Below are 24,550 nucleotides of genomic sequence, written 5' to 3' on the forward strand. Positions count from 1 at the left end.
CGGTGTGATATTGCGACTACGATGATAGAACCAATGCAAGTTCGTGATTCTGTGCGGAATAATGCTACGAGCCTAAACCTTCCAATCGAGTCAATTCGTACTGTTGTAGCCATTTCCGAGACGGGCAGCTTGACCAAAGCCGCAAGCAAACTCGGGCTTAGTCAGCCTGCGGTGACCGCTCAAGTAAAACGATTGCAGGGACTGATTGGCGGGCAACTGTTTGTTAAAACGCCCAACGGCACGACCGTCACCAGCCTTGGTGAACTCGTCCTCCGACAGGCCCGCATAATACTCGAGGCCAACGATCAGATGCTCAGGCTCGCCGGTCATGGCAACGCGACCGTACATCGCGTCGGTCTCAGCAATTTCCTTGCTCAAAGACTTTTGGAGCGCGCCGGCAGCGATGACTTTTCGGATCTCTTTATTTGCGCGGATCATTCCAGCACGATCCGCAAGGGCTTGATCGATGGCTACATAGACGTAGGCTGCATTTTCGCTACGGACGTGGATTCCGATCTTTCAAAAACTGTCCTTGAACAACGGGCATTCCCGGCCACCTGGGTTCGCTCGCGCGAATTCGTTCTCCGTCCGGGCACTCCTATTCCGATCGTAACGCTTCCTGACCACGATTGGATGATCGGTCTGCTGGACAGGATGGGATCAGCTTACAGGATTGTTCTTCACACCACCGACCATTTGGTGAGACTGTCAGCCGTGCGCGTTGGCCTGGGCTTGACTGCATTGCCTACGTTCTGCGTGCCGGACGATTTAGTTCAATCGCCAGAATACTACTTACCAGCATTGCCTGATCTCAGGGCTGTCATTTGTGCAAGGCCGGGGCTACGAAAGGAAGTTGCGGCCAAGCTTGTGCAGAGGGTGAAGCGAATATTCGACGACCAACAGTATCAACCCAGTATACTCGTTCGGTAACAACTTCGTCGATCGCTAGAGATCCCGGCCACGGATCGGCCTCAGGTCGGAATCGACCATCGTTCCCAATACACACGGACAACTTGTCGGATTCCATTGACATAGTTTGCTTGACACGTCGCCGGCCGCAGCATGCTCTCATCGTGCTCTAGCTATCGGTTGGCAACCGGCGCAGCACATCATCAGCCTCCAAATCGGCAGGTTCGTCACGGAGCAAGCGTTGAAATTCCAATGAGGGAAACGGCTCCGGATCGAAAGCGAAATCCCCTCGATCGATAGAGGCGACCACTTGGCTGTCCAGCGGATCCGCCTCCAATTGCGCGGGTTCATCATCCAGCAGTTGCCGAAGCTCCCCTGGAGGGAACTGTTCGTAGATAACCTCCTCTAAGTTCAGCTGGACAGGGGGCAATTGGCGGCTGACCTGATCCGCCCCTGACGTGATCGGTTCGTCCTCCAGCAGTCGTCGAAGCTCGCCAGGAGGAAACTGCTTCGGATCGAAAGTGAACTCCCATGGATCGATGAAGATGGGCGGGCTGGTGATTTGATCGTCGCGACGATCCTGAATCTCCTGATGCAATCCTTGACGTTCCTCTCGGCTTGCGGACAACGGCGAGTGCGTTGATTCATCATTCAGCAGTCGCCTGAGCTTCGCCGGGCGGCCAGTGAAGTCCTCAGGATCGGGATTCAACTCGCCCGGATCGCCAGAAACCGACAGCGGAGACTGTTGATCTCCAATCACCTGGCGAAGCTCCTGTTGCCGCCGCAAAAGCTCTGGATTGTCCGCAGTGACAAGCGGCTCGTCCGCTTCATCATCCAGCCAGTGACGAAGCTCCTCTGGAACGACATCTAATGTCGGCGACGCACCAGCCTCACCCCCAGGCTGTTGAAGCCCGGTTGCCGCTGAAGATCCCTGCCCCGAAGCTCCTGAGGCATTCGCCTCACGATATTCACGAAGTGCACTCAGCGAAGCAGTCATTCTTTTCCAATTTTTCGGGAAAGCTTCCTGAACGTAATCGAACAGCGCACTATCACTGGTCCCAGCAAGCGTCATGTCCCGGGTACCAAGGCTGTTCGACAACTTTCGAAGAATCGTATCATGGTGCTGGACAGTGGTCGAAGCCCAATGCTTGCTCTTGATGCCATCCGCTATGATGCCTTCAATGAGCGGCCTGTCAGCCTCGGTCGAAGCAGTAGGTATGCGCCCGGTAACAATCGAACCATCTGGGGCGTCCGGGGCACGTCTGGTAGCAGATGAACCGCCACGATGTTCTTGAAGGGCCCGCAACGCAATACCCACATGCTTGTTCGTCTTGAAGACCGAACCGGAGAGCTGGCTCAAGACAACATCATCACTCCCTTTGAGCGACTGGCCGCGCTCCCCGAGATAATTCGCGGCCTTGTAGAGCATTTGGGTATATTTCTCAGCCGTCTCCGATGAGAGGTTCCGGCGTTTGGCAGTGCCCTTGACCACCGTGTAAATATAGTCGCGATCCTCGATAGACACGTTGGGAGGAGGTTTACGGCCGGGCCGCCGATCGAGCATCGCCGTCACGGCCGATCCCGCCGCTTGCAATTGCCGTTCAAAGGCCTCTTGTTCCGGCCGCAGATCTCCCGAGACGTCTTGTTGTACCGGCGAAGACGCTGCCAGACTGGATAGGTCACGATCGTGCGGGTCCACGCTTGCCTCACGTCCACAGTCACTTAAGCTCGCGTCTAATCGGACAAGCTTTCGAGAACCTGACGAAGCGGAGGTTTGTGCCAAGTGGCATTCGTCGCCCGCTCTATCGTTGGTCGCCGCAATTGTAGCAATGGCCGCGATCAGGAGTGCAGACAACATGGCGACCAAACTGACCAGCCTGATGCCGGAGATCGTTGCGAGTGTTACGTTTTTTCAGGCGTTTCAGCACCGCGGCATCCAGAGCCGATTTTCCCAGCCTGCAACCCGGTCGTCCGCTTGGAAATGGATCCCTTGCCTGGCAGGGGCGCGGTGAGGTCTTCCTCGGCAGCCCCTACACGACGTCGGCATCCGCTTGCACTTCCTCGGACCAGACCGGTCAGGAACTGTCATCGGAGACCGGGTTGGGTGTCCTCTATCGCACAGTGGACAGGCTGCTGGCTTTACGTGACCTTCGTGTCTCGATTTGTCAGATGGCGGGCTTCCGGCCCAAGTGCTGCGCGACATGTTGCGCTTTCCACCGGAGTGCAGGAAAGGCTTCGATGCGTTTTTTCACATCGTCGTTTACAGGAAGCGTATCGACTTCGATGCTTCCGCGGTCGTAGAGCGCATCGAGGAAGGCCAGCTCTCTGTCATTGTGCCTGAAGAGCGGCGCCAGCCTTTCTTGACATTCCGCTAAGATCCGGTCGCACCATTTCTTCGCGCCGCCCTCCGCATCGAACATGCTGTTCTTCACCACGGACAGCAGCTTGTTGTTCAGGTCGTTGAGATCGTATTTGTAGTCCTTCAGCGACACCGTGCGCCAATCCAGATCTCTGGAGGCGGCGCCGATCGCAAGCGCTCCGACCTTAACTTGCGCCCAATCGATCTTATCGCTCTGCAGTAGCCTCCAGGCGTCGTACAGATCGCGCGATGCCCTCCGGGCCACCAGGGCGACGATCTTCCCGGCGGCGATTTCGTGGAGGTCGACCACGCCGACATTCTTCGCTTCGTAGTCGCCAAGCTTTGCGGAATTCATTCTGTCCCAGCCGAAGAACGGCGTCCGGAAGAGATAATTCACGTCCACTTCCAGCGTGCCGGGCCGGTGATAGGCCGAGACGTACCTGAAGCGCCATTTGCCGCCGGCGTGTTCACCGGAAGGATCACGGCCGATTTCGTAACCCTTGCTCTGCAGGAGCGCGGGAAGGCGCGTGTTGATGATCTTGGAATCCCGCAGCATGACTTCTCTGTCCGCGTCGCCGACGTAGTTCAGATCGATGTCGACGGAAAGCCGGTCGAGTGCGAGATAGAACAGGTTGAGCGCGGTGCCCCCTTTGAGTGCGAGTAGCTTCCCGAGCTCGCGGTCGTTCGCGATCTGGTGGAGCACGTCAATCAACCGGATGACGCGCTCGACCGAGGCCGGTTGGAACGAGACCTCGGTGGCAATCTTTTCGAGGCGTTCGACCGAGATCACGGCATTATCTCCGGTGACATCCCTTCGAAGGACGGGTTGAGGAAATCCGAAGGGAGGACGACGTTCCAGCCTTCCATTGCATGGCCTTGGGCGTCGCTTCCCAGCGCGGGCCGTGGTGCCGGCGGGGCCGCACGCTTCAGTTCGTCTAGTACCTGCTCGTCAACGAAAAGATCGTCTTTCCGACTCTCAAGCCAGGCACCGCAGACGCCGACGAGCGTCTGGTTGTCGCGAGCGAGCGCGAACTTCGCGAATTTGCCAACGTCGATCGCCTTGACGCTCTGGAGCGCGTTTGCGAGTTCCTCGACGCCGCCGGTCAGGTCGGGGCGATCAATGCAGTCGACGAGCGTTCGCTCGACGCCGGTCGCGATGACGTCGAGACCGCGGCGATCCATCTTAATCGTGCCAGACATTTCCTCGGAACGACGGCGCAGCGAGGCGGGTTGCGCGACGAACCTAACGGGACCAACCAGCGTTTTTATCTCGCCCGGGCGACCTCCGCTGAGGAGTTGGGTCAGAGAGCTTTCCGAATAGGCGAGGCCGTGCAATTCGAGTGCGGTGTGGTACGCGACGACACCATCGGCGCGTATGCGCGATGCAACCAGAATCCGGTCGGGATGGAAGTTTGCTGGATTCAGGTGCGGCGGGACGAAAGCATACACACCGGGCGCGACGTGGCGTATTCGTCCGGAGGCGGCGTGGTACTTAAGCAAGGAGTCGGACGACGAGAGCGGTTGGCCGGGAGATACGGTTTCGCGGAACTCGGTCCGGGTGAAAACCGGATGTGAGGATAGAAATCTTTCAACCTTCCCTTTCGGTCCCACCATCGGTGCGCTCCTTAGGGTATATTATACCCTAAATCTCACACTATGCAAGGAACTCCGAATTTAAATGCACTATCTAGGGTATATAATACCCTAAATTCTACAACGAATACGAACGCCGAGCCGGACCTCCCAGCGAAGGCGAACCTGGCCGGCGCTGTTCCCGATCCGCACGAGGTCGGGATGGTCAGCTTTGCGCCGGCTCAGGGGCGGTGTCGTCATGCTCCCCCAAACTCGCCAGCCCCTGCCGGAGAGATCGTTGCGAGTGGTACGTTCTTTCAGGCGTTCCAGCACACGGCATCCAGAGGCGATTTTCACAGCCTGCAAGGACAGCGTTCGGTGATTGTGGCGCCGAACAAGCACCGCGTGTCACGCATACAGCAGCGATATGAACCGCAGCAATTTCGAGCCGCTCGGCGAGGCCACCACCGCTGCCCCATGCCCGCGGTTGTGGACGGCTCGGGCTGTTTAGGGCCCGACCCGCCGACAGCCCCTCTCGTCGAGCAAGCCGGAAAAGCCACTTGGCGCGGCCGATCCTTCGAGGTCGCATCGACCAGTGCGATGGCGCCATGAACGTAACATTCGCTGATGCGGCAATACGAGGGGAAATTTGCACGCCGATTGACATCAAGCGCCACGCCCGACTGGCCGGTGCTGCGCTCAAACTGCGGGAGCGCAGCGTGCTTGGACTGGAACGGGGCAGGCTGGCGGCTTGGAAGCCTTGGTCGCATCTGCCCAAAAGATCCGCCTGGGTGGGACGTCATCCTCACTGCAACGGCGGCGACGCAAACGGCGCCGAACGACGAAAACCATCGTTCATCCCACATCCGTAGTGGAAGCCATAGGCCTGCCTTGCGCTGTTGCTAACTGCGAAACCGACAATGTCGACATGACTCCGCCAGGGACTGGACTGAGTGCAAGGATCAAGACCCAGGTGCGTCGGGAAGCCTACAAGATCAACACAAAGATGTTGCGAACTGTTGACTATTAGCTGGCACGAAGAATGCAGACCCTCGACCTGCCTGGGGGCCCTCCCTCCTTCAGGCATGGCTACCATCGCAAGTTGAGGCCGTGGCTGGCCACTGAGGTTAGCGGCGCGTGACATGAGGCAAGACGGCGTCTGCTCGGCCGATACCGACGGGCACGTTGTCACGTCGCCGCTAACTTTCCGCGCTGCGAACAGCGTATTTGTGGTCCGCTTCAGGATTGACGCGTCGCGGGCGAACAGATGGATCCGCATAGCAGGTGAAAAATGGCTAGAAGACGCGCGCAGTGGTTCCGTCTTGGCCTCTTGCTGGCCTGCTGCGCCGGCGTGGCCAGCAGTGTACGCGCCAACGACAGCGCTCTCGTGCATAAGGTCAAATCAACCTGGCGAGCGCAAGACGGCGAGACCGTTGAACAGATTATCTGCAGGGTCTCGCAAGTGGCGCACTTGGCTCCCCGAACGTGGGGCGTTGCTGGGAGAGCCGGCCGAAACCAATATGTTTTCTTTTCGTGGACCAGACACGGCGACAACAGATCGAACGAAACGTATGTCATCACGTGGAAGTTTTCGCCTGATGGGACGCCCGAGATCGCCTCGACATATGCAAAGCCGATGGAGCTGGGCTGGCGCGCCTTCGCGCTCTCACTGATCGCAGCTGAGGTCACGGACGGTGAAAAGGACGTAAATCGTCGCTTTCTGCATGATCCGGTCAATTTCAACTTCGTGACGACCCCACAAGGCAAACTGGGCGATCTGCTCGGCCGCGGCCGCTGCACGATCGTTGGACCCGTCGGCGTGGATTACCAGCCGAAGATGGACGACGCGAATCAGACCACGAAAGGCGATCTGTGGCGCGTACTGCTTTTGGTGAACTGCAATATTCCCGGGCCTGATTACTTCACTCGCAAAGGCGTCATCACCTTCGAAAAGCGCGAGCGACAGGATTGGGAGCCGCAATCCCTTTTTGCCAGGCGGATAGCGACATTTCCCCCGGGCTTCTGGTTTGATCATATAGAGCAGAATGAGCGGGACGCTCTGGAGAGCGCGCGATAGGTCTTAAAAATGAACGCAGAGAACAACTTCGCGGCGCGGCTCCTTGACGCCGGACGCCTCGCGGCAATCGCACGCACATGCGGCCTGGAGGCCGATGTTTCGTACTACGTCGATGAGGCGCTCAAGGAGCTTTGGCGCACCAGGCCGCCCGAAGAAGCAAAAGCGATCGCAGAGCGCTGGGTCCTGTGGGACGCAAAAGGGAGACCGTGGCCGCGCATGCCCCCGCTGGAAAACGTCATTCGGCTTCATCGGGCAGGCTCGACAGAGACATCAGTCGTCAACCGGCCGACGACGCCTTTGCAGGCAATCCGCGACTGGTTCGAAAAACAGGATGAACGGGTTCGATACGAAATCGCCGGCATGGCGGCACTCTTGATCTTTGAAGGCAGCAATCTTCTCGACCTCAGCAGCCAAGAGTGGTGTGACTGTTTCCGGAAGTGGCTAAACGATGCGGGCCTGCCAAACAACGCCGTTATCGGCCGTGCTTTGACGTTCCGCACCTGCTTTGAGTATTTCGGCGAGAGCAGGTTCACTGAAGCAGGGTGGACGCGGTCCGAAGAGGCCGCTGTCAAAATTCTTGAAGATGCGAAGCTCGACCCGAACTCCGAAACCGCGCATCTCGCATCAATTGCCCGGAAAGTGCTGGATACCTCACCCTCGTGGAAAGGCAGTTGGATCGAAGCGGGCAGGTCCTGGAGAAAACTGACCGAAACAAGCCTCACACCCCGGGCTCTCAGAGTTTGGAGCGCCTCGCAGATGGAAAAGAGGAATCTTGGGCCCTGATCGAAAACCGCGGCGGCTCCGCGGCTATCGGGTGCAGATTGTTTTTCTCGCGCATCTGTGTGCCTCGATCCCGTCGTAGCGACGTCGAGAGCCGGGGCTGTGCAATTCTTCTCCCCTCCCGCACCGGCCGCGTCCGTCCGGGCCTGTTTGCACCGTCCTCTTGTCTGGTGACGCAAGCGCGTGGCGCTCGTCCGCTTCGCAACCGCAAAAGGTGCGCCCCGCCTCCTCCGTCGCAAGGGCCGCGACGAGCTCTGCAGCCTCGATAGCGACACGCGGCAGGCTATGGCGGGTTGACCCGGCAGCATCGAACGCGGCGATATTCTCTGCAGTTTCGACATCATCCGCCCCAGTACCCAATTTGGGGGGCATAGTACCCAAAATGGGATCGATATGACGAGAGAGCTAAGCCTGGCGAGTGCGCTTTTTTCCAACGTACAGCAACGCGTGCTGGGGCTCATCTTTGGCAATCCTGAACGCAGCTTCTATACCTCGGAAATCTTTCAAAGCGTTCATTCGGGTAGAGGCATCCTCGCGACGTAGTTCTCGTCGATCGCGATGGTGATCAGCGCCACTGCACCGGCCAATCAATTAAAACTAAGCATTATTTCTTGCTGATCCGGGCTGAACGACCAGTCGTTCGGATGATTGTCCTACTTGGCGAGACCGATTTTCTTCGCAGCCGTAGCCAACAAATTTGCCTTCTCTCCGAATCTGTTCGAAATTTCCCGAACTTCCCGGCTGGGTACACCATAACTTTCGATACCTATCCAAGAAGGCCCACCAGTGACTTCAAAACTCAGAGGCGGAGCGGCGAGCAGGTTCAATCCACCGTTGCCGAAGTGATCCACTTGATACGTGTGCAGGCGGCTGCGGCCGATATCCTTACTGGATAACGACGACAACGGCCTCGAGATTGCGCCTCGCCCGTTACGGATCACGGACTTCGGGCGGTGACCGCAAAAAGCATTACATGTCACGGCGCCGGCGCAGCGGTCGCTCCGTATTGTTTTGCGATTGCCTCGCAGCGTGCCGAAATGCCGTCCAGCATCGCATCAAGCACCGGTTCCTTCAGTCCGCCGCTCCGCGCTTCCTTCACGACGCTGCTCAGCGCGTCCGGTATCTTTCCGGCGAGCGCGACCAACCGCGCGATCATCTCGTCGGGATCCATCTGCATAAGCTTGGCCTGGCGCTCCCAATGCCGCGGCTGGATTTCGGAAAACTTGTAGTAGCCACCGATCTTCATCGCCATCCGCAGCCTGCGCCGCTCATGTTCGTCGTCGTCATAGGGTACGAAGCTCAGGACGTCGTACAGCGGCGCTAGATACATCCTCCGTCCCGGAAGATGGACGACCGAAAAGTTCTTCGCGTGCGCGTCGGTGCCGAGCACGAGGAAGTTGAACGCGACCATCTCGGCGAACTTCGCCTTGTCCGCCTCAGGGTCGGTGGCATAACGCAGCACTTCGTTGGAGATCTGCTCGATCGAGGGACCGCCTTCGCTTTGATACTTAGTGGCGGGATGCACCCCTAGCGCCTGGCACATGTCCTCCTGATGAAAGCGTCGGACGACTCCGTCGGCCCCGATCTCGCGGTCGTATCTGGTGACGACGATCGCGATCTCTTCACCGAACTTTCCGACCTTCACTTCGGCTGACGTGATTCCTACGCGGCTCGCCAGACGCAGGCATGCGTATTCGTTCTCGATCGTGCCCCGGAGATGAGGCATGGGCGGCTTGAGGATGTGCGTGGTCGCGCGGCGGCCGCTTGGTACGCCCCATCTCTTTCCGTCGAACAGCAAGGCCATCTTTGGCTGCGCGCCGGCGAGACTGAAATGCCCCCGGTCGCTGTCGCGACGCCCCGTCCACGTCCTCTCCTCGCGCAGGCGCTTGAGGCGACTTCCGACCTCCGCGTCGTCGATCCACTGGACCTCACCGGGCGAGCCGGCACTGGCGGCCATCCATTCGTCGGTAACGATCTGGATCGCGCCCGCGCAGTCCTCTCCGACCTTCGACAGCAGAGCGAACGCACTGTTCGGCGATACGCCGTAGATCTGCCCCCACCTCTGCAGAGTCTGGTCATTGTCCGGAAGCAGATTCCAGAGATAGTTGGCCACCTTGGCGCCTGACTGCTTCCTCGCGGCGAGAGGCAGAGACATAGAGAGCGGAATCTGGATCCTGTCCGCCGCGAGCCAGCGGTCGGCATATTGGAGGCCGAGTATGCCACTATCCATCTGCTCGAGGCGACCGATCAGGACGCCGCCCATCAAGACATTCAGGAATTTGCTCATCGGCCCGGACCTTTAATGAAGCTTGGCTCGTCGAGCGCAAGGTCACCACTGTCCAAGGCCTCATCCCGAACGGACTTTGGAAAGTTGTCGATGCTCAGATTCACCCCCAGAATGGCCATCGCCTTGAGCACCGTCCCGAGGCTTGGATTCTCGAGGCGGCCTGTCTCGAACTGGGAGATCCATTCCTGGTTGGTTCCGAGCTTGGCGGCGAGCTGCTTCTGGGTCAGGTTCCGCTCCTGGCGGGCCTGTCTCATGGCCAGTCCGAAATCATTGATGGTTTTCAAAATCATGGGATGGCCCCATTATGCGTTTTAGCTAATATATGCGAGATATGAGCTATACGCAATATCGCGCGAGTATTAGCTTTATCTCATAATCCCAAAATATGCCTTAAAACTAATATCGAAAGCGTTTCTTACCGGCATATTGAAAAGCTGGAGACCGGCCTGGAGGGAGATATTGGGTTGTGACCTCAGCCATATTCCCCAGCCGCCGACAAACGCTGCGCACCGACGACCTTGCCGGCGAATACATCCTCGATCCTAAGCGCGATGACCGGCCGCGGACACATTGCGGAATACGCGATCGCAGCCGCGACCGGCCAAGTGTCGCACCGATATGCCGATGTCGCAGAAGGCAAGATATTCCGTGAGGCCAGGCGCGTTCAGGCCGGCGCACGCTGGCCTCTCCCTGCAGTGTCGATGCGATAGCGGCCGGTCGAGGTCTGGTAGTACTGCGCGCTGATGGCCGCCATGGCCTCGATCAACGGTCCCCACGGCGGGGGAAAGCGTTCTTCCGCCATCACCCGGTGCAGCATGCGCGCATGGCCGGCCAGCTCGTCGTTGAGGAACTCCATCACAGGCATAACCGGATAGCGCTGCAGCAGCAGGATCGCCGCATTATCGGTCTCGCCGCACGACCTGTCCTTGTCGCGTCCATGCAGATCGTTCTGCAGGCGCCCTATCGCGGAGATGAGCCGCAGGACTTCGCGAAACGCCGGACGCGCGCGCAAGGTCGCCATGTCCAGCCCCCACAGCAGCGACAGGCAACAGAACACGTTCGCGTAGGCGATCGAATCGATGCCGTTGTGCAGATACTCGGCGTAGGACCAGCGTTCCGCCCCTGCCGCCTGCGCGTGTCCGGCGCGCAGCGCCGCGCAGTAGCGGCGGGTATCGTCGAGAAGCTGAGCATAGTCGCGAGGATCGTAGGCGAGCGCGCCCAGCGAAGCGCGCAGCACGGCGCAGCCCTCGAATCCGGGGAGCGCGCACGGCACGCCCTGCCCCAGCGCCTGCTCTACCGCGGCGAGCTGCTCAGGCGCGATCAGGCCAAGGTCGTTGCAATCGTCGAGCCAGAACAGCAGCGCCAGTTCGCGATAGAACGCCACGATCAGCGTTTCGTCGTGCGGATCGCGGCCGGTGCGGGCGCTGGTGTCGCGCAGGCTCGCCTGGATACGCTGCAGGATGTACTGGCCACCCCTGACCGCTTCCACGGCATGCTCATCGGCGAAGGCGGTCAGGGAACGCCCCCACTCCAGCACTTGCTGCAGCGCGCTTTCGGTCTTCATCATGGCGCTGCTCCTGCTTCCTCGGCCAGGACGCGCTGCCCCCAACGAAGCGCCAGCAACAAGCCGGCGAGTTCGGCCACGCGCACGACCCGGGTGGGGCAATACAGTTCCTTGCCGATCCAAAGCGGCGTCTGCGGCAATGCATGCGCCGCATAGCGGGCGAGCATCCACTCCAGCGCGCCCGCCACCGCCTGCGCGATGCGGCGGCGCCCTGTCGGCTCTTCGCTCCCGTCGATCACGGACAACGCGAACAACGCGTAGGCGGTTTCCTCAAATGTGGAGGCGCGACCGGCGCCCCAGCCGCCGTCGTTACTCTGCGCCTGCAGCAGCGCCGTCAGCGCGCGCTCGTCGCGCCACCGGGACTTGCCTTGCGCCAGCGCGGCGACTGCATGCGCGGTGGGATACAGCCACGAAACGTGCCATTTTTCGTTGTCCCATAGACCGTGCCGGTTGCGATTGGCTTCAACGTAGGCGCTGGTGCCGACGGCGGGCTTTCCCGACAGTCGCAACGCGTGCAGGGCATGGATGTTGGTCGACACGGAGGCATTGCGCTCGCCGGGGAAGGTGACGAACAGCTCGCCGGTTTCGAAATGGCGCAACGGATCGACGGCCGGGTCGCGGCCTGCAAGGCGCAGGACGCACAACGCAATGGCGGTGTCGTCCGCATCGGCCGCGAAGTGCAGGGCCGGGCCCAGACCGCGCGCGCCCAGGCGGGCGTCGAGCTGCGCGACGATCACGCGCACCGCCTCGGCGAGCGCGGGATGCGCGAACAGCCCGGCCAGATGCAGGGTGTACAGCGACCAGCATGGCTCGAAAACATTGATCGGCCAGACGTTGGGAACGACACCTTCGATGCCGCTGCGCGTCGCCCGCGACGCCGCCTGCAGATACGCGTCGGCGCGCCCGAGCTGCGGCGTGCTCCCCTGTTTCACGGCGTAAGCACGCCACGCGGCGGTCGCTGCCGGACTGATGCCGATGCTGCCGTCGACATCCGGGCATGCGCTGATCGGCGACGTTCCCCAGGCTTCCCAGGAGTGCAGCAACGGATGGCCGCTCGGCAACTTCGCCATTGCCCCGAGCTTGTCCAGGCGCGCTTGCCGCAACGGCAACAGCGCCGGGTGGCGGGGAAACGCCACGCCGCCCGGCCAGAATGAGGCCTCGTTGCATAACTGCGGCAGGATCAGCTCCGCGCCGATCGGCGCATCTTCCGGCACCGCATGCGCGTAAGGATCGGGCTGGCGCTGAAGGAAGCGGGTTGCGGCCTTGACTGCGTCGGCAGCGCCGGGAAGATGATCGGCACGCTGCAATGCCAGCAAAGCCGCCCAGGTGGGCGCATGGCGGAACAGCGGGAAGTCCACGCTTCCCCATCCGCCATCGCCCTGTTGCTGCGCGATGAGCCACGCGTATGCGTGCTGGTGATGGGCGACGTTGCCGTGGAACTGCTGAGTTCGCGCCGTGTCGTAGACGGACGGACCAACGCTGCCGCCATCGCTCATTTCGCTCAGCAGGTGGCGCAATTCGGAAAGGATCTGTTCGGACAGCGCGTTCACGCAGGATGTTCCTTCTGCAGACGGTCGAGGAGAGCCAAGGTCGGGCAGATGCGGCGCCCGCCGCCGCAGGTCCGCCGCATAGGCTCGCGCGCAGCGCCCCGTGGGCGCGGCCGTACTGGGCGAACAACAGCGATCCCGGACTTGGGACACGGTGCAGCATGCACCGTTGCCGCCGGCCGATCGCAGCAGCAAAGGTGCTGCTCCATGGGAGCGGGCGCTTATGCGCATGGCGCGTGCTTGAACAGATACGCGTCGGCCCGGTGCAGCATCTGCGCCAGCCGTTCCGAACGCGGCCCCAGTGGGGCGATGGCCTCCCTCGCATCGCGCAACAGATCCGGTACGAACTGGCGCGCTGCCTCCAGCCCCATGATCGACGCGCAGGTCGGCTTCTGCGCCGCCGCATCCTTGCCAGGGGTCTTGCCCAGCGTCGCGATATCCGCTGTCGCATCGAGAATGTCGTCGATCACCTGCAAGGCCAGTCCGAAACAGGCGCTGTAGCGATCGAGCGCATGGTACAGCGCAGCGTGCGCAGCATCCTCCGCTACGACGCATAGTGCCCCCATGCGAACCGAGGCGCGCACCAGCGCTCCGCTCTTCATCCGGTGCATCGCCAGGATCGTGTCCAGCTCGACATGCTTTCCAACCAGCGACAGATCCATGGCCTGCCCCCCTGCCGCCCCCTCGGCGGACACGGCCTGCGCCAGTTCGCGCACGAGCGCGATGCGCTTGTCGGGCGGCGCATCCAGGCTCGCCAGGGTCAGGAAGGCGTGCGCCTGCAGCGCATCACCGACCAGGATCGCAGTGGCTTCGCCGTACTTGACGTGCACGGTCGGAAGGCCGCGGCGAAGCACGTCATCGTCCATCGCGGGCAGGTCATCGTGGACCAAGGTACAGGCGTGCATCATCTCGATGGCGGCACCGACGTCGTCCAGCGCGTGCGCCGGCGTGTCGGCCAGTGCGCCGGCAGCCAGACAGAGCAAGGCGCGGATGCGCTTGCCGCCTTGCAAGGTGGCGTAGCGCATCGCCGCCATCAGCTCGGTCTCACCGCCGTCTTCGGCGCAGAGAAGACGGGCCAGCGCCTGTTCGACCCGCTTTGCGCCGTCCTGCATCCAGATCTCCGGCAGCAGTTTGCCGGATGCACCGGGCGCCTGCGCGTCCAACGCGCCGAGGGCGGAAACGCGAGCTCCGCGATGCTGTAACGTGGAATCGGTCTGCTTGTTGTTCATGTCCTCGTACCTGACAGGAGAGGGCCACGCCAAGCCGCGGCGGTATTGCCGGCGTCGCACCGAGCGCGCGCTGGTGCAACAATGCCGCGCGTCGCTGGCGCTGCTCCCGGGTCAATGCCAGCTCATGAGAATGCGATGCGGCTCGTCATGGACGGATGTGCGGTCGGGTAATAGCGCCGGCCTTTTTCGGCGTCGCTCAGCAACCGCGGCCGCACTCCGGCCTTGTGCATGGTCAGTGCCAAGGCAATGGAGAACTGCACCAGTTCCAGCCATGCCAAATGGTAGCCCATGCAGACGTGTGGGCCGGTACCGAACTGCAGCATGTCTATCGGCCGGATCGGGTCGGAGCGTTGCAGCCACCGCGCCAGGCGGAACTGATCAGGCGCCTCGTGCAGCAGCGCCGAGGTCGAGAAATGCAGTAGCGGGATGCACAGATCGCTGCCCGCGGGAATGCGCCGTTGGCCGAGCCGCAACTCACGCAGTGCGCGACGCACCAGGAGCGGCGTCGGCGGATGCAGGCGCAGCGTCTCGCGGAACAGCGCCTCGGCGACCGGACACTGAGCCAGGTCCGCGTGCCGGGTCGGTACCGCGCCCACACGTTGCGCCTCCTCGACCAAGGCGTCCCACACGAGAGGCTGCCGCGCCAGCTCGATCACCATCCATGCCATCGTCGAGGCGGTGGTGTCGTGACCACCAAGCAGCAGCAAACGGATATTGGCGACCAGGACGTCATCGGAGAGCGCATCGTCGCTGCGATCGAAGGCACTCACCATGTCGTTGATCAACCCGGTGCGCGAGGCATGTTCGCGCGCGGCGCGGACGAACTCGCGCAACCGCGCGTCGATCCAGTCGCGGGCGGCGCGGCCGCGCCGCAAGGGCAGTCCGGGCAGGTCGACCGGCGGCGCTATGATCAACTGCAGCAGTTGCCGGTACTTGCGATGCCATTCCGGCAGCTCCTGCGTGGGGATCCCCACAAGGCTGAAGATGAGCTTGAGCATCAGGTCGCCGGTTTCGCGCAGGATGGCTACCTCGCCGCGGTCGCGCCACGCCTGCACCCGCGCCTCGATGATGGGCGCTAACAGGTCGCCGATGCTGGCCTCGGTCAGCCCCGTTGGCAGGAACGCCGCCTGGATCGCATCGCGCGCCTTGCGGTGCGCGCCGCCATCCTGTGCGACCAACGTTCCGCGGAACAATTCAGGCGCGATCTCTTCAATCAGCGCCGAGGTCACGTCCTTGTGCCGGAGCAGTGCGAACGCACCCGGATCCAACCAGGTCATCATCTGTCCGACAGGGCCGAAATCCAACCAGAAGTGGTTGCCCAGCGTCCGTTCCGCGTGCCGCAGCAGGCGCGGCAGGTTGCAGACGATGGCGGGAAGATGCCCGACCATGGGGAAAGCGCCGGACAAGATGGGGATGTCGTTCCGCAGCCGGTGCCGACGATTTAGCGGATTGAGCAGCATGTCCATCAACCGCGCGGCGCCACGGCCGCTTCGGTGGTCTCGCCGGCAGGCCGCGCGGCGCGGCTGTTGCCACCGTCGGCGTAAGTCGGCACATGCGCCAGCATGCCGCCGTCGATGCACACGACCTGGCCGGTGATGAACGCAGCATCGTCGGAGAGCAGGAACGTCACCAGCGCGGCCACGTCCTCGGGGCGGCCGACGCGCGGCAGGAGCTGGTGCCGGCGCAGATGCCGCTGCAAGCGATCGTCCAGCTTGGCATGGAGACGCTCGGTCATGATGAGACCCGGAGCAACTGCGTTGCAGCGGATCTGCGCATGACCGTACTGGGTAGCAAGCGAGGCCGACAGCATGTTCATCGCCGCTTTCGACGCGGCGTAGGCTGTCAGTGCGGTGTCACCGCTGAGCCCCTGGCACGACGACATGTTGATGATCGCGCCACCGCCACGGGCGATCATCCGCGGGATGGCCTGCCGGCAGCAGAGCAGCGTGCCGCGAAGATTGGTCGCCATGGTCTGATCCCAGACCGCTAGGTCCAAGTCGAGGATCGCGCGGTCGCGCGGGGTCAGATCCATGGCGCTCGCGTTGTTCACCAGCAGGTCGACCCCACCGAAGCGCCGCTCCGCCGTCGCGAACAGCGCTGCCACCGCCTGCGCATCGGCGATGTCCATGGCGAAGGCCAGCGCGTGGCCCGCTTCGGCCGCGATCTTTGCGGTGCAGGCGATGGCCGCCGAGCCATCAATGTCGGCCACCACCACGCTGCCGCCCTCGCGCGCGATAGCGATGGCGCATGCCTTGCCGATACCGGCGCCGGCGCCGGTCACTACGGCCACCTTGCCTTCAAACCGTCCCATCGTGTCTCCCTGGATTGCGTTGGTCTTTCGCGGCATGCCGCTCGGCCTTCGCCTGTGAAGGCGCAGGGTCGGCGTTGGCGCTCTCGTCGTCACCAGCGTCGCGTTCGATGAGCCGAATGGCGGCGACCGGGCACTGGCTGGCCGCGAGCCGCACGGCGGCGTGCAGCGCCTGCGGGACGGTCGTCACGCACACTTCGGCCACGCCGTCCGGTTCGCGCTGGCGAAAAATCCCCGGCAGCGTCAGTGCGCACTGCCCGGTGGTTCCGCATAGATCCTGGTCGACCACGACGCGCATCTCAGTCCGCCTGCGCATGCAGCCGCACCGGCAGCGCGCGGAACGTCCTGAGGAACGCGGAGGGCTCCCGGGTCGGCTGCCCGGCCAATGCCAGCGTGGGGAAGCGCGCCTGGATCCGCGGCAGGCTCTCGGCCAACTGCACCCGGGCCAATTGCGCACCGAGACAGAAGTGAATGCCGTGACCGAAGCTCAGCATGATCTTCCCGTCGGTCGACATACCAGGACTAGTGCCGTAGAACCGCGCCGGATCGAAGCGGTCGGGATCGGGGAAGGCGTCGGGGTCGCGATTGCCGGCTGCGATCAGCACGCGCACATCCGCGTTCTTCGGGATCACCACGCCGCGCAATTCGATGTCGTGCTGGGCGATACGCGGAATGGAGCTGAACATGGCGGGCGCATCGCAGCGCAGGACTTCCTCGACGAAGGCCTTCACCCCCACGGCGTCTTTCTGCAGCCAGTGCCGCTGTTCGGGATACGCCAGCATCGCCAGGATCGCATGGTCGATGGTCGCAGCAGTGGTGGCGAACCCGCCCAGCAGCATGCCCCACAGCATGCTGATCAACTCCGCATCCGACAATGTGTCGGCATCGTCGTCGTGTGCGCCGACCAGCATCGACACGATGTCGCGGCGGGGATCGGTGCGCTTGCGCTGTATGAGATCACCGAAGTAGGCCTGCACCCTGGCGCTGGCCGCGTCCGCCGCGGTCAGCTGGGGATCGCTGGCGTGCGGGCTCAGGCCTTCCAGAATGGCGCCGATGCTGGCGGAGAGGGCGAACATGTCGTCCTGGGGCATGCCGAACAGTTCGGCGAAGACCAACATGGGCAAGGCCAGCGCGAATTCCCGATGCAGGTCCACCCCCTCCCCGCGCTCCAGCGCGGGCGCCATGCCGTGCAGGCGCGCTGCGACGATGCGCGCGATGCTCGGCCGCAGCTTGTCGATCTGGCCCATGGTGAAGTCGCGCGAGATCAACCTGCGCAGACGCGTATGCGTCGGTGGGTCCTGCATCGCCAGCGTGGACGCCAGCAGATTGAGCGACAGGCTGGTCGCCGCACGCGGGAAATAGCGCGCCAGTTCGCCCGGCGCAGGTCCCCGAAACGCATCGCCCGTGGCCTCGAGCGCCCAGCAGATGTCGGCATGGCAGCTCAACAGAAAGAGGCCCGACGCCGCGCGATGCACCGGATCGTGCTCGCGCAACCATCGCATGAACGGATACGGGTCGTGGATGCACGCTGGCGAGGCCAGTTCGGCAAAGGCGTCGCGGCATGCTGCCGTGGTTTCTTGCACGTCCATCTTGATTACCTGTTAGCTGGCTGACCTGACCGGCGCGTGCCAGGCGCACCGGCAAATTGCGAAAGATCGCAATCCCGGCGGCCTCCCTGCATCACCAGAGCACCGGCAACTCCTCGAACCCGCCAGTGATGATCTCCTTGCGCAACCGCAGTTCTTCGGGCGCTACGGCCAGGCGCAGCGCGGGAAAGCGCTGGAAGATCGAACCGAACACGACCTTGAGTTCCAGCCTGGCCAGCGCCGCGCCGATGCAGGCGTGCGGCCCGCAGGAGAACGCCAGGTGCGGCTGCTCGTCGCGTCCGATGTCGAAGATTTCCGGGTCGTCGAAATGGCGCAGATCGAACGACGTCGACGGCAGGCCGACCAGCACCTTGCTCTCCGCGGGAATATGCACGCCCGCGATGGTCACGTCGGTCCTCGGATAGCGCATGATGCCGTCCCAGCCGGCACCTGGCGGGTACATGCGCAGGATTTCCTCCACTGCCTTGTCCACCAGGGATGGATCGCCGACCAGGCTTTCGCGCTGTTGCGGGTGGCGGAACATGGCCAGCAGGCCGAATTCGATCTGCGCAGCGGTGCTCTCGTGTCCCGCCACCAGCATGCCGGCCGCGAGGCCGAGAGCCTCTTCCTCGCTCGCCTTGCCCTGGTCGACCGCCGCGAGCAGATCCGTCAGCAGGTTGTCGCCCGGATTCTGGCGCTTGTCCCGCATCTTGCCGCGAATGTAGGCGCGCAGTTCTTCCCAAGCCAGGCGCGACGCGCTGCGCGGGCCGCTTTCATGCTGGTGCGTCATCACCTCGTCGGACAGGTTGGCGAAAAAGGCGTGATCCTCGTAAAGCACGCCAATCAGGGCGCTGATGACCATGGCCGGAAGCGGAAAGGAGAGGTGGCGTCGCAGGTCGGCGGGCTGGGGCTGCGCCGCCAGCGTCTCGAACAATTGCGCGGCGATCGCCTCGACCTGCTGCGCGAGCAGCGTCAGCCTGCGGTTGCTGAAGGCCGGGGCCACGATCCGGCGTAACCGGGCATGCTCGTCGCCCTCGTGCGAGACCAGCCACCCCGGCGAACCGAGCATCACCGAATCCGGGGTGAATGCCTGCGGCGGCATTCCCGCGGGCCGGAACGCCGCGTCGGACAGCACCGCCCTGGCCTCGTCGTAGCCTGTCACCCACAAGCCTTCGTCCCCGGACGGGAAGCGCACGCGGTGGATCGGACCATTGGCGCGTAGCGCCAACATCTCGGGCGAGGGCTCGATGTGATCGACGCGCCACATCGGCAGCGTCGGCAAATGTTCTTCGGACATGGTGGCACTTCACTCTCTAAGCGATGGAAGCGGAAGGTGACCGGCACCCGCTGCGGGCAGCGGATGACCTGAGACGGCATGTAGACGACGTCCTCCGCGGCGATGGTCAGCGCCAGATCCTCCAGACGCACGAACAGCGCGGTAAGCCGCATCGCAATTGCGGGCGCGCCAGCGCAGCGCCCAAACAGACATGCGGCCCCTGCCGAACGACAGGGCGCGGATTGTGCCGGGCGGCGACATCGAACCTGTCCGCATCGCCACGGATCGATTGACCGCAGGGATGTGATGAGGGGTGCTCGACCGCAACCACAACCGACGTGTCCGCCAATATGTCCTTCGGTCCAGTCTCACAACGCCGGCGGCCGTGTCACTCGTGGCTCAGCTCAAGGTCTGACGCTTTGGTTGCATCGTTCGCGACGAGCGCAATTGTTGTGGCTGCCAAAAGATGAACTCTAGATCGCATCCAACTCTTCCCTGCTATTCTCGGTCCGGAACCGAGCGCCAAGTCATTGCCACAAGTCATTGCCACAGCAAGCCCATCGGAATGGACCGGACGCGAACAGCGACGCGCGGGGGTCCGTCACGAAGACCACCACACTGCGGTTGGTGATGCCTTGAACAGAGCAAATCGCGTGCCGAAGTGAATTCGTTAGGCTCAGCAGCCACTTCGTAGCGGCGCTCGTGTCAGGTTTCTGGCATTGAGTCTCAATGCCGACAACCGCGCAGCAAGGTCCCGACAATGGCCTGCTCTCGCGCTTACTGTGCGGGCAGCCCTTGCGCGAGATTTGAAGCATCCGGATTGGCTGCGGCAGGTCTGGCTTGCCGGAAACCACTCTGATGCCGGCGGTAGCTACCCGGAAGACGAAACCGCCATTTCGACACATCCCTGGGTTGGATGGCATGCAGCCGAGCGAGCAATGCGGTCGCTGGTCCGCAACGATTCCAGACCCGATGATTGTACTGATAAGCGCCGTCTGTGAAATTAGGACGGGCGGATGGGCGGCCTGCATGCCGGCAGGTCAGGGCGATTTCGCTCTGCTCTTTCTGGCCGATTAACGCGCCGTTCGTAATTGGCGGCCAGCTGCAACAAGCGCTTCTTGATGAACGGGTCAGCTTGCTCTGCAAGTTCCCGCACGGTCCGCGCCCTCTCTCTACAAAACTCGTCGTCCATGGCGTCCCACCAAAAACTGCCTCCCGGATAATGCAGTTGAGAAGGTGGGCTGCATATGACCCAAATTACACTGCAAGATATTTTCCGCAGCTGTTCGGCCTTGGAAGCTTGCCCTCGCGTCGTTCAGCACGAGCGTCGCAATACTTGGCGTTGTCCCTTTCGGCCGACGACTTTGCACGACAGGTCCTGTTCGGCGCACCGCCGCGCGCGCCTCGCATGGGATTCACGTCCAAGCAAGCCACTTCATGCTGTATGTCGATTGGATCCACCTTTCCTTCGGCGCCGCCGTGTGCTCTGACGGCGCGTGCGGGCAGGAATAAGTGATTTTGTCGCATCCGTGACCGTTTGCGCAGCGACTTCGTTGGATGAGGGATCGATGGTCGATCGAGGCAGCCCGCTTTGATCGGCGACGGCCTTTTCGAGCGCAGAGAGGAATCGCCGCCTTTCTTTCGTGATTTCCCATCCGAGAGCATCGCGAATGATAAGCTTCGCCGAAAAGATATTCAGATCCGGCGCCTGTTCGGCCAACCGCTTCATGCGATCGATCTAGTCACAGCCTCTGTTCATCAGGATCTCCACGGCCCGTCGGACTTCGGCAATCGAAGCCCGCCCGGACTGGCGGGCCAGCACTTTCAGGACGGTCAGCTGGAAGGACGTGTCTCCGATGGGCTGTGTGTTGTGCGGATGATGGAGCCAGGTCAGCAATGGTTCGGCCAGCGTAGCCATTTGCCTCAGGCCCCTGACTTCACTGGGATTTCAACCGGATGATATACTATTATTATCATCGAAGGCATTTCGATAATAATACTTATCGGGTCCATGTCGAGACCGGCGCGCGACAGCAGCTTCCTGATGCGTCGCTCTGTGAGAGGCATATTGGACGAGATCATCGCGTCATGTGCGGCTTCATATACGCCTGATATTTCGCAGCCACCACCATCCGCGCCGCAGCTTTGGAGCTCTCTTCGATGAACGGCCAGCTCTTCAGCACCAGGCGGATGTAGCCATCGTTCCGACCACCGACGCAGCGCCAGCGTAACGGCGGGAACGCGGCCTTCGTAGTCGAACCACTCGATGATGGTAACGTCGCTCTCGGGATTGCCGATCACAGGATATCTCCATAGGAAGAGATTTTCTCCTCGTTCTCGGCCAAAACATCGTAGTGCTCGGCGCGTGCGGCTCGCGCGGCCATGAGCGAGACGCCGACGGCGATCACGCCGAGCGCGCCGCGGCGGCTCGCGCAGCCGTTCATCGGGACGATTTCGCTTGGTGGTTAATAGTTGTATTTGCAACGGACTATTCCCTTCTACGTTCGGGAAGCTTGATGTCGCGCCGCTTTGTCGCCGCCTTATATGGAGTCGACATCGCGTTCGCGATGCTAGCTTGTTCATCGACAGCCGGGCATGAACGCGGTGCGCAGCCCGTGCGCACCGCGCGAGATCGCCACTCTTTGACGCTCCCCCTCGCTCAAACGGCTCTCGTCTCGAGGCCCCTCAGACGGGGAGTATTTTCAGTCCATAGTCACGAAGCAGTTCTTCCACACGTCCCAGATAGGATCACCGAACTCTTCGTTTGTGCAGGCGAGCTCGCCAGGAAAGCTTCGACGATGAACAAACACGCTGTGCCCGCCATAGTGGATCCAGGCGCCACCGGGAGCGCGACAAAAACCGCCCTCTGTGGCGCAGCGAGTCCATCTCGCGTTTGCCGCCCCAGGCGAGCCAACCAGAGTTGCGGCAACAACAGCGGCCACTCCAGCAAATGTAACACGTTTTATCATTACGGAATGCCGCAGCCGCGGAAGTTGAGGGTGATCGATTGCGCAATTGCTTCGTTTAGATGGCTTCAAACATTAGCATCTGATCTCGGAAGATGCGCGCGAAGCAATTTCAAAACAAACGCCTGCCATTTCCACGCCTGATCATACAGGCCGTGCTGGCATAGTCTTTGCTGACGCAACCCCGACGACAACGAAGCGAATGTGCTGTGTGTCCGTACTTGGTGTTGTCGTCCGTTGACGTGGATAATCTGGCTGTCTCGTCTAAGGGAGAAAAACTATGGTGTACGGAGTCGTACAAGCTTTGGCAGTTCTGGCGCAAGCGATCGCCGCGCTTACAATCGGGGACCCGGCTCCCCCGCTCGCAGTTGAGAGTTGGGTGCGCGGACAGCCGCTAACGAATTTTGAGAACGGCAAAGTCTACGTCGTCGAATTCTTCTCAAGCCGGTGCGGCCCATGTGGCAAGGAGATGTCGCATTTGGTGCAAATACAAAATGAGTACCGAGATCGTGGCGTTGAGGTTATCGGGGTATCAACGGGAGAACCTGGCTCAACCATTGATGTGGCAAAAGCTAGGTTTGACAGCTGGTTGAACACCAAAGCCCCCAATCTGAATTATAGGATCGCCTTCAACTATACTGGTGAAATGAACGACAAACTCTGGATGAAGCCAAGTAGCTCTCGTGCGATACCTACATCCTTCGTGATAGACCGTGACGGACGAATTGCCCTTATCGATCATCCGCGGCGCCTAGATACTCTGTTGCCGACGATTCTCGAAGGCAAATGGCGAGACAGCGACGAAGCCAAGGCCGCAGAAGCGGAGCGGATCGTTCGAAATGACCGATTTGAGCACAAATTTGCGATGCTACGCGAGCTCAGATCAGCCGAAAAATCCGAAAATTGGACTGCCGCGCTCTCCATAATCGAGCAGGCTCTTGCTGCGGAGCCTGACGACATCTTCTTGCGCGCACAACAGGCGGATCTTCTGCTTCATAAAATGCATGATGTTAAAGGGCCTGAGGTCATGCGGCGACTGGTTCGTGATGCGGTGGACCAAAATTCAGAACTTTGGATGATGTTCGCAATCGACGAACTCTTCGGTCAATCGAAGGATAACTCCGACTTTCCCTCGGCCGAGCGCCTCGCTATGGGGAAGGACTTGTCGGAACGCATCCTCAAGCTCAACCCTCCCACCAGTGGCGGTTTGAAAGTCAGATCGTATGAAGCTGTCGCTGAGTACTATCACGCAATCGGCAACAAGGAGCGCGCTATCGAGTTGGTCGACCTAACACTGAGGTCATTGGGCAGTCCGGATGCCATTGAAGTGGACTGGAAGGAAGCAGCGGCCTCGAGATTGGTTCGCACGATTGCCCGCTACAAAGGCGAGAATGTTTGCTATGGCCGCTTTTGCGCGGATCCAAATCAAGCGAGTCCAGAGAGTAACCGGAAGGGGTAGGACCTGCGATTGACCGCGCTGAAGTGGGAATATGATCACACAGGAATAAGAATCTCGGTCGGTCTTTCGGCCTAGGGCCGAGGCCGCAAACTGTCCGTTCAAATAGGAAATCTGTGTGGGACCTGGTGCGATCGGTTGCGCCGTTACTCGTGGAAGATCGATCCGGTCATGGCGACATAGTTTCCACTTTGCCTGATAGTACATTGGACGATTAACCTGCTGAATGGGAGGCGCCAACGCGCAATCGTGGAGAGTGCCGCCGTTCTAGAGGCGCGTTTGGTGGAATAGCTTGGAGCTGTTTTTACGATCAAAGCATTCGGGATGGAGAACGGCGCCAGCCTTAAGATGGAGACCAGCTTCGCTAAGACGTTGCGTACGCATCCGGCGGGCGCCGTCTTGCGTGGCGCGCGGTAATTCGCGAAATGGAATGCCCCTAATGTATGTCCGGCCGTGCGTTGCGAGAAGATTCGTTCGAATTGGCGGCGGCGGTCTTGCATCAATGTATCGGGCCTGAAGCGCTTGTGCTCCGGGCCATAATGGATATCAGCGCGCGTGCGTTCTGTTTAGTCCAGAGCCCGCCTGCTGACGAACCGCCTTTAAGACGGGAAGGCCAACGTGACGACCGCGCGCC

At 61.4% G+C, this 24,550-nt stretch carries 23 protein-coding genes; 6 read left to right on the forward strand and 17 right to left on the reverse strand.

Annotated features, from left to right (window positions below):
* Positions 1-33: 33 nt before the first annotated feature.
* The gene (locus Q2M23_RS22055) at positions 34-930 is read left to right on the forward strand and encodes a LysR family transcriptional regulator (protein WP_316397021.1); all 897 of its coding nucleotides are present in this window, start codon (positions 34-36) and stop codon (positions 928-930) included.
* Between the two features lie 148 nt (positions 931-1,078).
* Here Q2M23_RS22055 and Q2M23_RS22060 read toward each other — a convergent pair whose 3' ends face one another.
* Positions 1,079-2,608: a hypothetical protein gene (locus Q2M23_RS22060; RefSeq protein WP_316397022.1), complete on the reverse strand. Its 1,530-nt coding sequence runs from the start codon at positions 2,606-2,608 to the stop codon at positions 1,079-1,081.
* A gap of 157 nt (positions 2,609-2,765) precedes the next feature.
* Here Q2M23_RS22060 and Q2M23_RS22065 point away from each other — a divergent pair, with 157 nt between their 5' ends.
* The gene (locus Q2M23_RS22065) at positions 2,766-2,921 is read left to right on the forward strand and encodes a hypothetical protein (protein WP_316397023.1); all 156 of its coding nucleotides are present in this window, start codon (positions 2,766-2,768) and stop codon (positions 2,919-2,921) included.
* A gap of 153 nt (positions 2,922-3,074) precedes the next feature.
* On the opposite strand, the gene Q2M23_RS22070 is transcribed toward Q2M23_RS22065, so the two are convergent.
* Together Q2M23_RS22070 and Q2M23_RS22075 are read right to left on the reverse strand one after the other, a co-directional pair.
* Positions 3,075-4,058: a nucleotidyl transferase AbiEii/AbiGii toxin family protein gene (locus Q2M23_RS22070; protein WP_316397024.1), complete on the reverse strand. Its 984-nt coding sequence runs from the start codon at positions 4,056-4,058 to the stop codon at positions 3,075-3,077.
* Positions 4,055-4,882, reverse strand: a complete 828-nt coding sequence (locus Q2M23_RS22075; protein ID WP_316397025.1) for a transcriptional regulator — start codon at positions 4,880-4,882, stop codon at positions 4,055-4,057. The genes Q2M23_RS22070 and Q2M23_RS22075 overlap by 4 nt, the downstream gene beginning before the upstream one ends.
* A 518-nt stretch (positions 4,883-5,400) precedes the next feature.
* Between Q2M23_RS22075 and Q2M23_RS22080 the strand changes: the two genes are divergently transcribed.
* From Q2M23_RS22080 to Q2M23_RS22090, 3 genes are all read left to right on the forward strand, one after another.
* Positions 5,401-5,712: a hypothetical protein gene (locus Q2M23_RS22080; protein WP_316397026.1), complete on the forward strand. Its 312-nt coding sequence runs from the start codon at positions 5,401-5,403 to the stop codon at positions 5,710-5,712.
* 419 nt (positions 5,713-6,131) lie between these two features.
* Entirely contained in the window at positions 6,132-6,917 is a 786-nt protein-coding gene (locus Q2M23_RS22085) for a nodulate formation efficiency C protein (protein ID WP_316397027.1), read from the forward strand.
* A gap of 9 nt (positions 6,918-6,926) precedes the next feature.
* A complete protein-coding gene (locus tag Q2M23_RS22090; protein ID WP_316397028.1) occupies positions 6,927-7,700 on the forward strand; it encodes a hypothetical protein in 774 nt (257 codons plus the stop codon).
* A 973-nt stretch (positions 7,701-8,673) separates the two neighbouring features.
* On the opposite strand, the gene Q2M23_RS22095 is transcribed toward Q2M23_RS22090, so the two are convergent.
* The 14 genes from Q2M23_RS22095 to Q2M23_RS22160 form a co-directional block, all read right to left on the reverse strand.
* Entirely contained in the window at positions 8,674-9,960 is a 1,287-nt protein-coding gene (locus Q2M23_RS22095) for a type II toxin-antitoxin system HipA family toxin (RefSeq protein WP_316397029.1), read from the reverse strand.
* A gap of 20 nt (positions 9,961-9,980) precedes the next feature.
* Entirely contained in the window at positions 9,981-10,274 is a 294-nt protein-coding gene (locus Q2M23_RS22100) for a helix-turn-helix transcriptional regulator (RefSeq protein WP_316397030.1), read from the reverse strand.
* Positions 10,275-10,648: 374 nt separating this feature from the next.
* Positions 10,649-11,551 carry a terpene synthase family protein gene (locus Q2M23_RS22105; RefSeq protein WP_316397031.1) on the reverse strand — a complete coding sequence of 301 codons (903 nt, stop codon included), beginning with the start codon at positions 11,549-11,551 and terminating at the stop codon, positions 10,649-10,651.
* The gene (locus tag Q2M23_RS22110) at positions 11,548-13,098 is read right to left on the reverse strand and encodes a hypothetical protein (protein ID WP_316397032.1); all 1,551 of its coding nucleotides are present in this window, start codon (positions 13,096-13,098) and stop codon (positions 11,548-11,550) included. Before Q2M23_RS22110 ends, Q2M23_RS22105 begins: the two co-directional genes overlap by 4 nt.
* 218 nt (positions 13,099-13,316) lie before the next feature.
* The gene (locus tag Q2M23_RS22115; RefSeq protein WP_316397033.1) at positions 13,317-14,324 is read right to left on the reverse strand and encodes a polyprenyl synthetase family protein; all 1,008 of its coding nucleotides are present in this window, start codon (positions 14,322-14,324) and stop codon (positions 13,317-13,319) included.
* 122 nt (positions 14,325-14,446) lie between these two features.
* Positions 14,447-15,790: a cytochrome P450 gene (locus Q2M23_RS22120; RefSeq protein ID WP_316397034.1), complete on the reverse strand. Its 1,344-nt coding sequence runs from the start codon at positions 15,788-15,790 to the stop codon at positions 14,447-14,449.
* Positions 15,790-16,635 (reverse strand): SDR family oxidoreductase, encoded by an 846-nt coding sequence (locus Q2M23_RS22125; RefSeq protein WP_316397035.1) that lies wholly within the window; start codon positions 16,633-16,635, stop codon positions 15,790-15,792. The genes Q2M23_RS22120 and Q2M23_RS22125 overlap by 1 nt, the downstream gene beginning before the upstream one ends.
* The gene (locus Q2M23_RS22130; RefSeq protein WP_316397036.1) at positions 16,622-16,930 is read right to left on the reverse strand and encodes a ferredoxin; all 309 of its coding nucleotides are present in this window, start codon (positions 16,928-16,930) and stop codon (positions 16,622-16,624) included. The genes Q2M23_RS22125 and Q2M23_RS22130 overlap by 14 nt, the downstream gene beginning before the upstream one ends.
* 1 nt (position 16,931) lies before the next feature.
* Positions 16,932-18,221, reverse strand: a complete 1,290-nt coding sequence (locus Q2M23_RS22135; protein WP_316397037.1) for a cytochrome P450 — start codon at positions 18,219-18,221, stop codon at positions 16,932-16,934.
* A 91-nt stretch (positions 18,222-18,312) separates the two neighbouring features.
* Positions 18,313-19,515, reverse strand: a complete 1,203-nt coding sequence (locus Q2M23_RS22140) for a cytochrome P450 (RefSeq protein ID WP_316397038.1) — start codon at positions 19,513-19,515, stop codon at positions 18,313-18,315.
* Positions 19,516-20,929: 1,414 nt separating this feature from the next.
* Positions 20,930-21,223 carry a hypothetical protein gene (locus tag Q2M23_RS22145; RefSeq protein ID WP_316397039.1) on the reverse strand — a complete coding sequence of 98 codons (294 nt, stop codon included), beginning with the start codon at positions 21,221-21,223 and terminating at the stop codon, positions 20,930-20,932.
* A gap of 9 nt (positions 21,224-21,232) precedes the next feature.
* Positions 21,233-21,412, reverse strand: coding sequence for a hypothetical protein (locus tag Q2M23_RS22150; RefSeq protein WP_316397040.1), 180 nt, complete (start codon positions 21,410-21,412; stop codon positions 21,233-21,235).
* A 5-nt stretch (positions 21,413-21,417) separates the two neighbouring features.
* Entirely contained in the window at positions 21,418-21,795 is a 378-nt protein-coding gene (locus Q2M23_RS22155) for a hypothetical protein (RefSeq protein WP_316397041.1), read from the reverse strand.
* Positions 21,792-21,938: a hypothetical protein gene (locus Q2M23_RS22160; RefSeq protein ID WP_316397042.1), complete on the reverse strand. Its 147-nt coding sequence runs from the start codon at positions 21,936-21,938 to the stop codon at positions 21,792-21,794. Before Q2M23_RS22160 ends, Q2M23_RS22155 begins: the two co-directional genes overlap by 4 nt.
* Positions 21,939-22,740: 802 nt before the next feature.
* On the opposite strand from Q2M23_RS22160, the gene Q2M23_RS22165 reads away from it, so the two are divergent.
* On the forward strand, positions 22,741-23,919 hold the full coding sequence (locus Q2M23_RS22165) for a redoxin domain-containing protein (RefSeq protein ID WP_316397043.1): 1,179 nt from the start codon (positions 22,741-22,743) through the stop codon (positions 23,917-23,919).
* The last annotated feature ends 631 nt before the right edge of the window (positions 23,920-24,550 follow it).

This window comes from Bradyrhizobium sp. 33ap4 (genome assembly GCF_032654765.1).
GTDB lineage: Bacteria > Pseudomonadota > Alphaproteobacteria > Rhizobiales > Xanthobacteraceae > Bradyrhizobium > Bradyrhizobium australafricanum.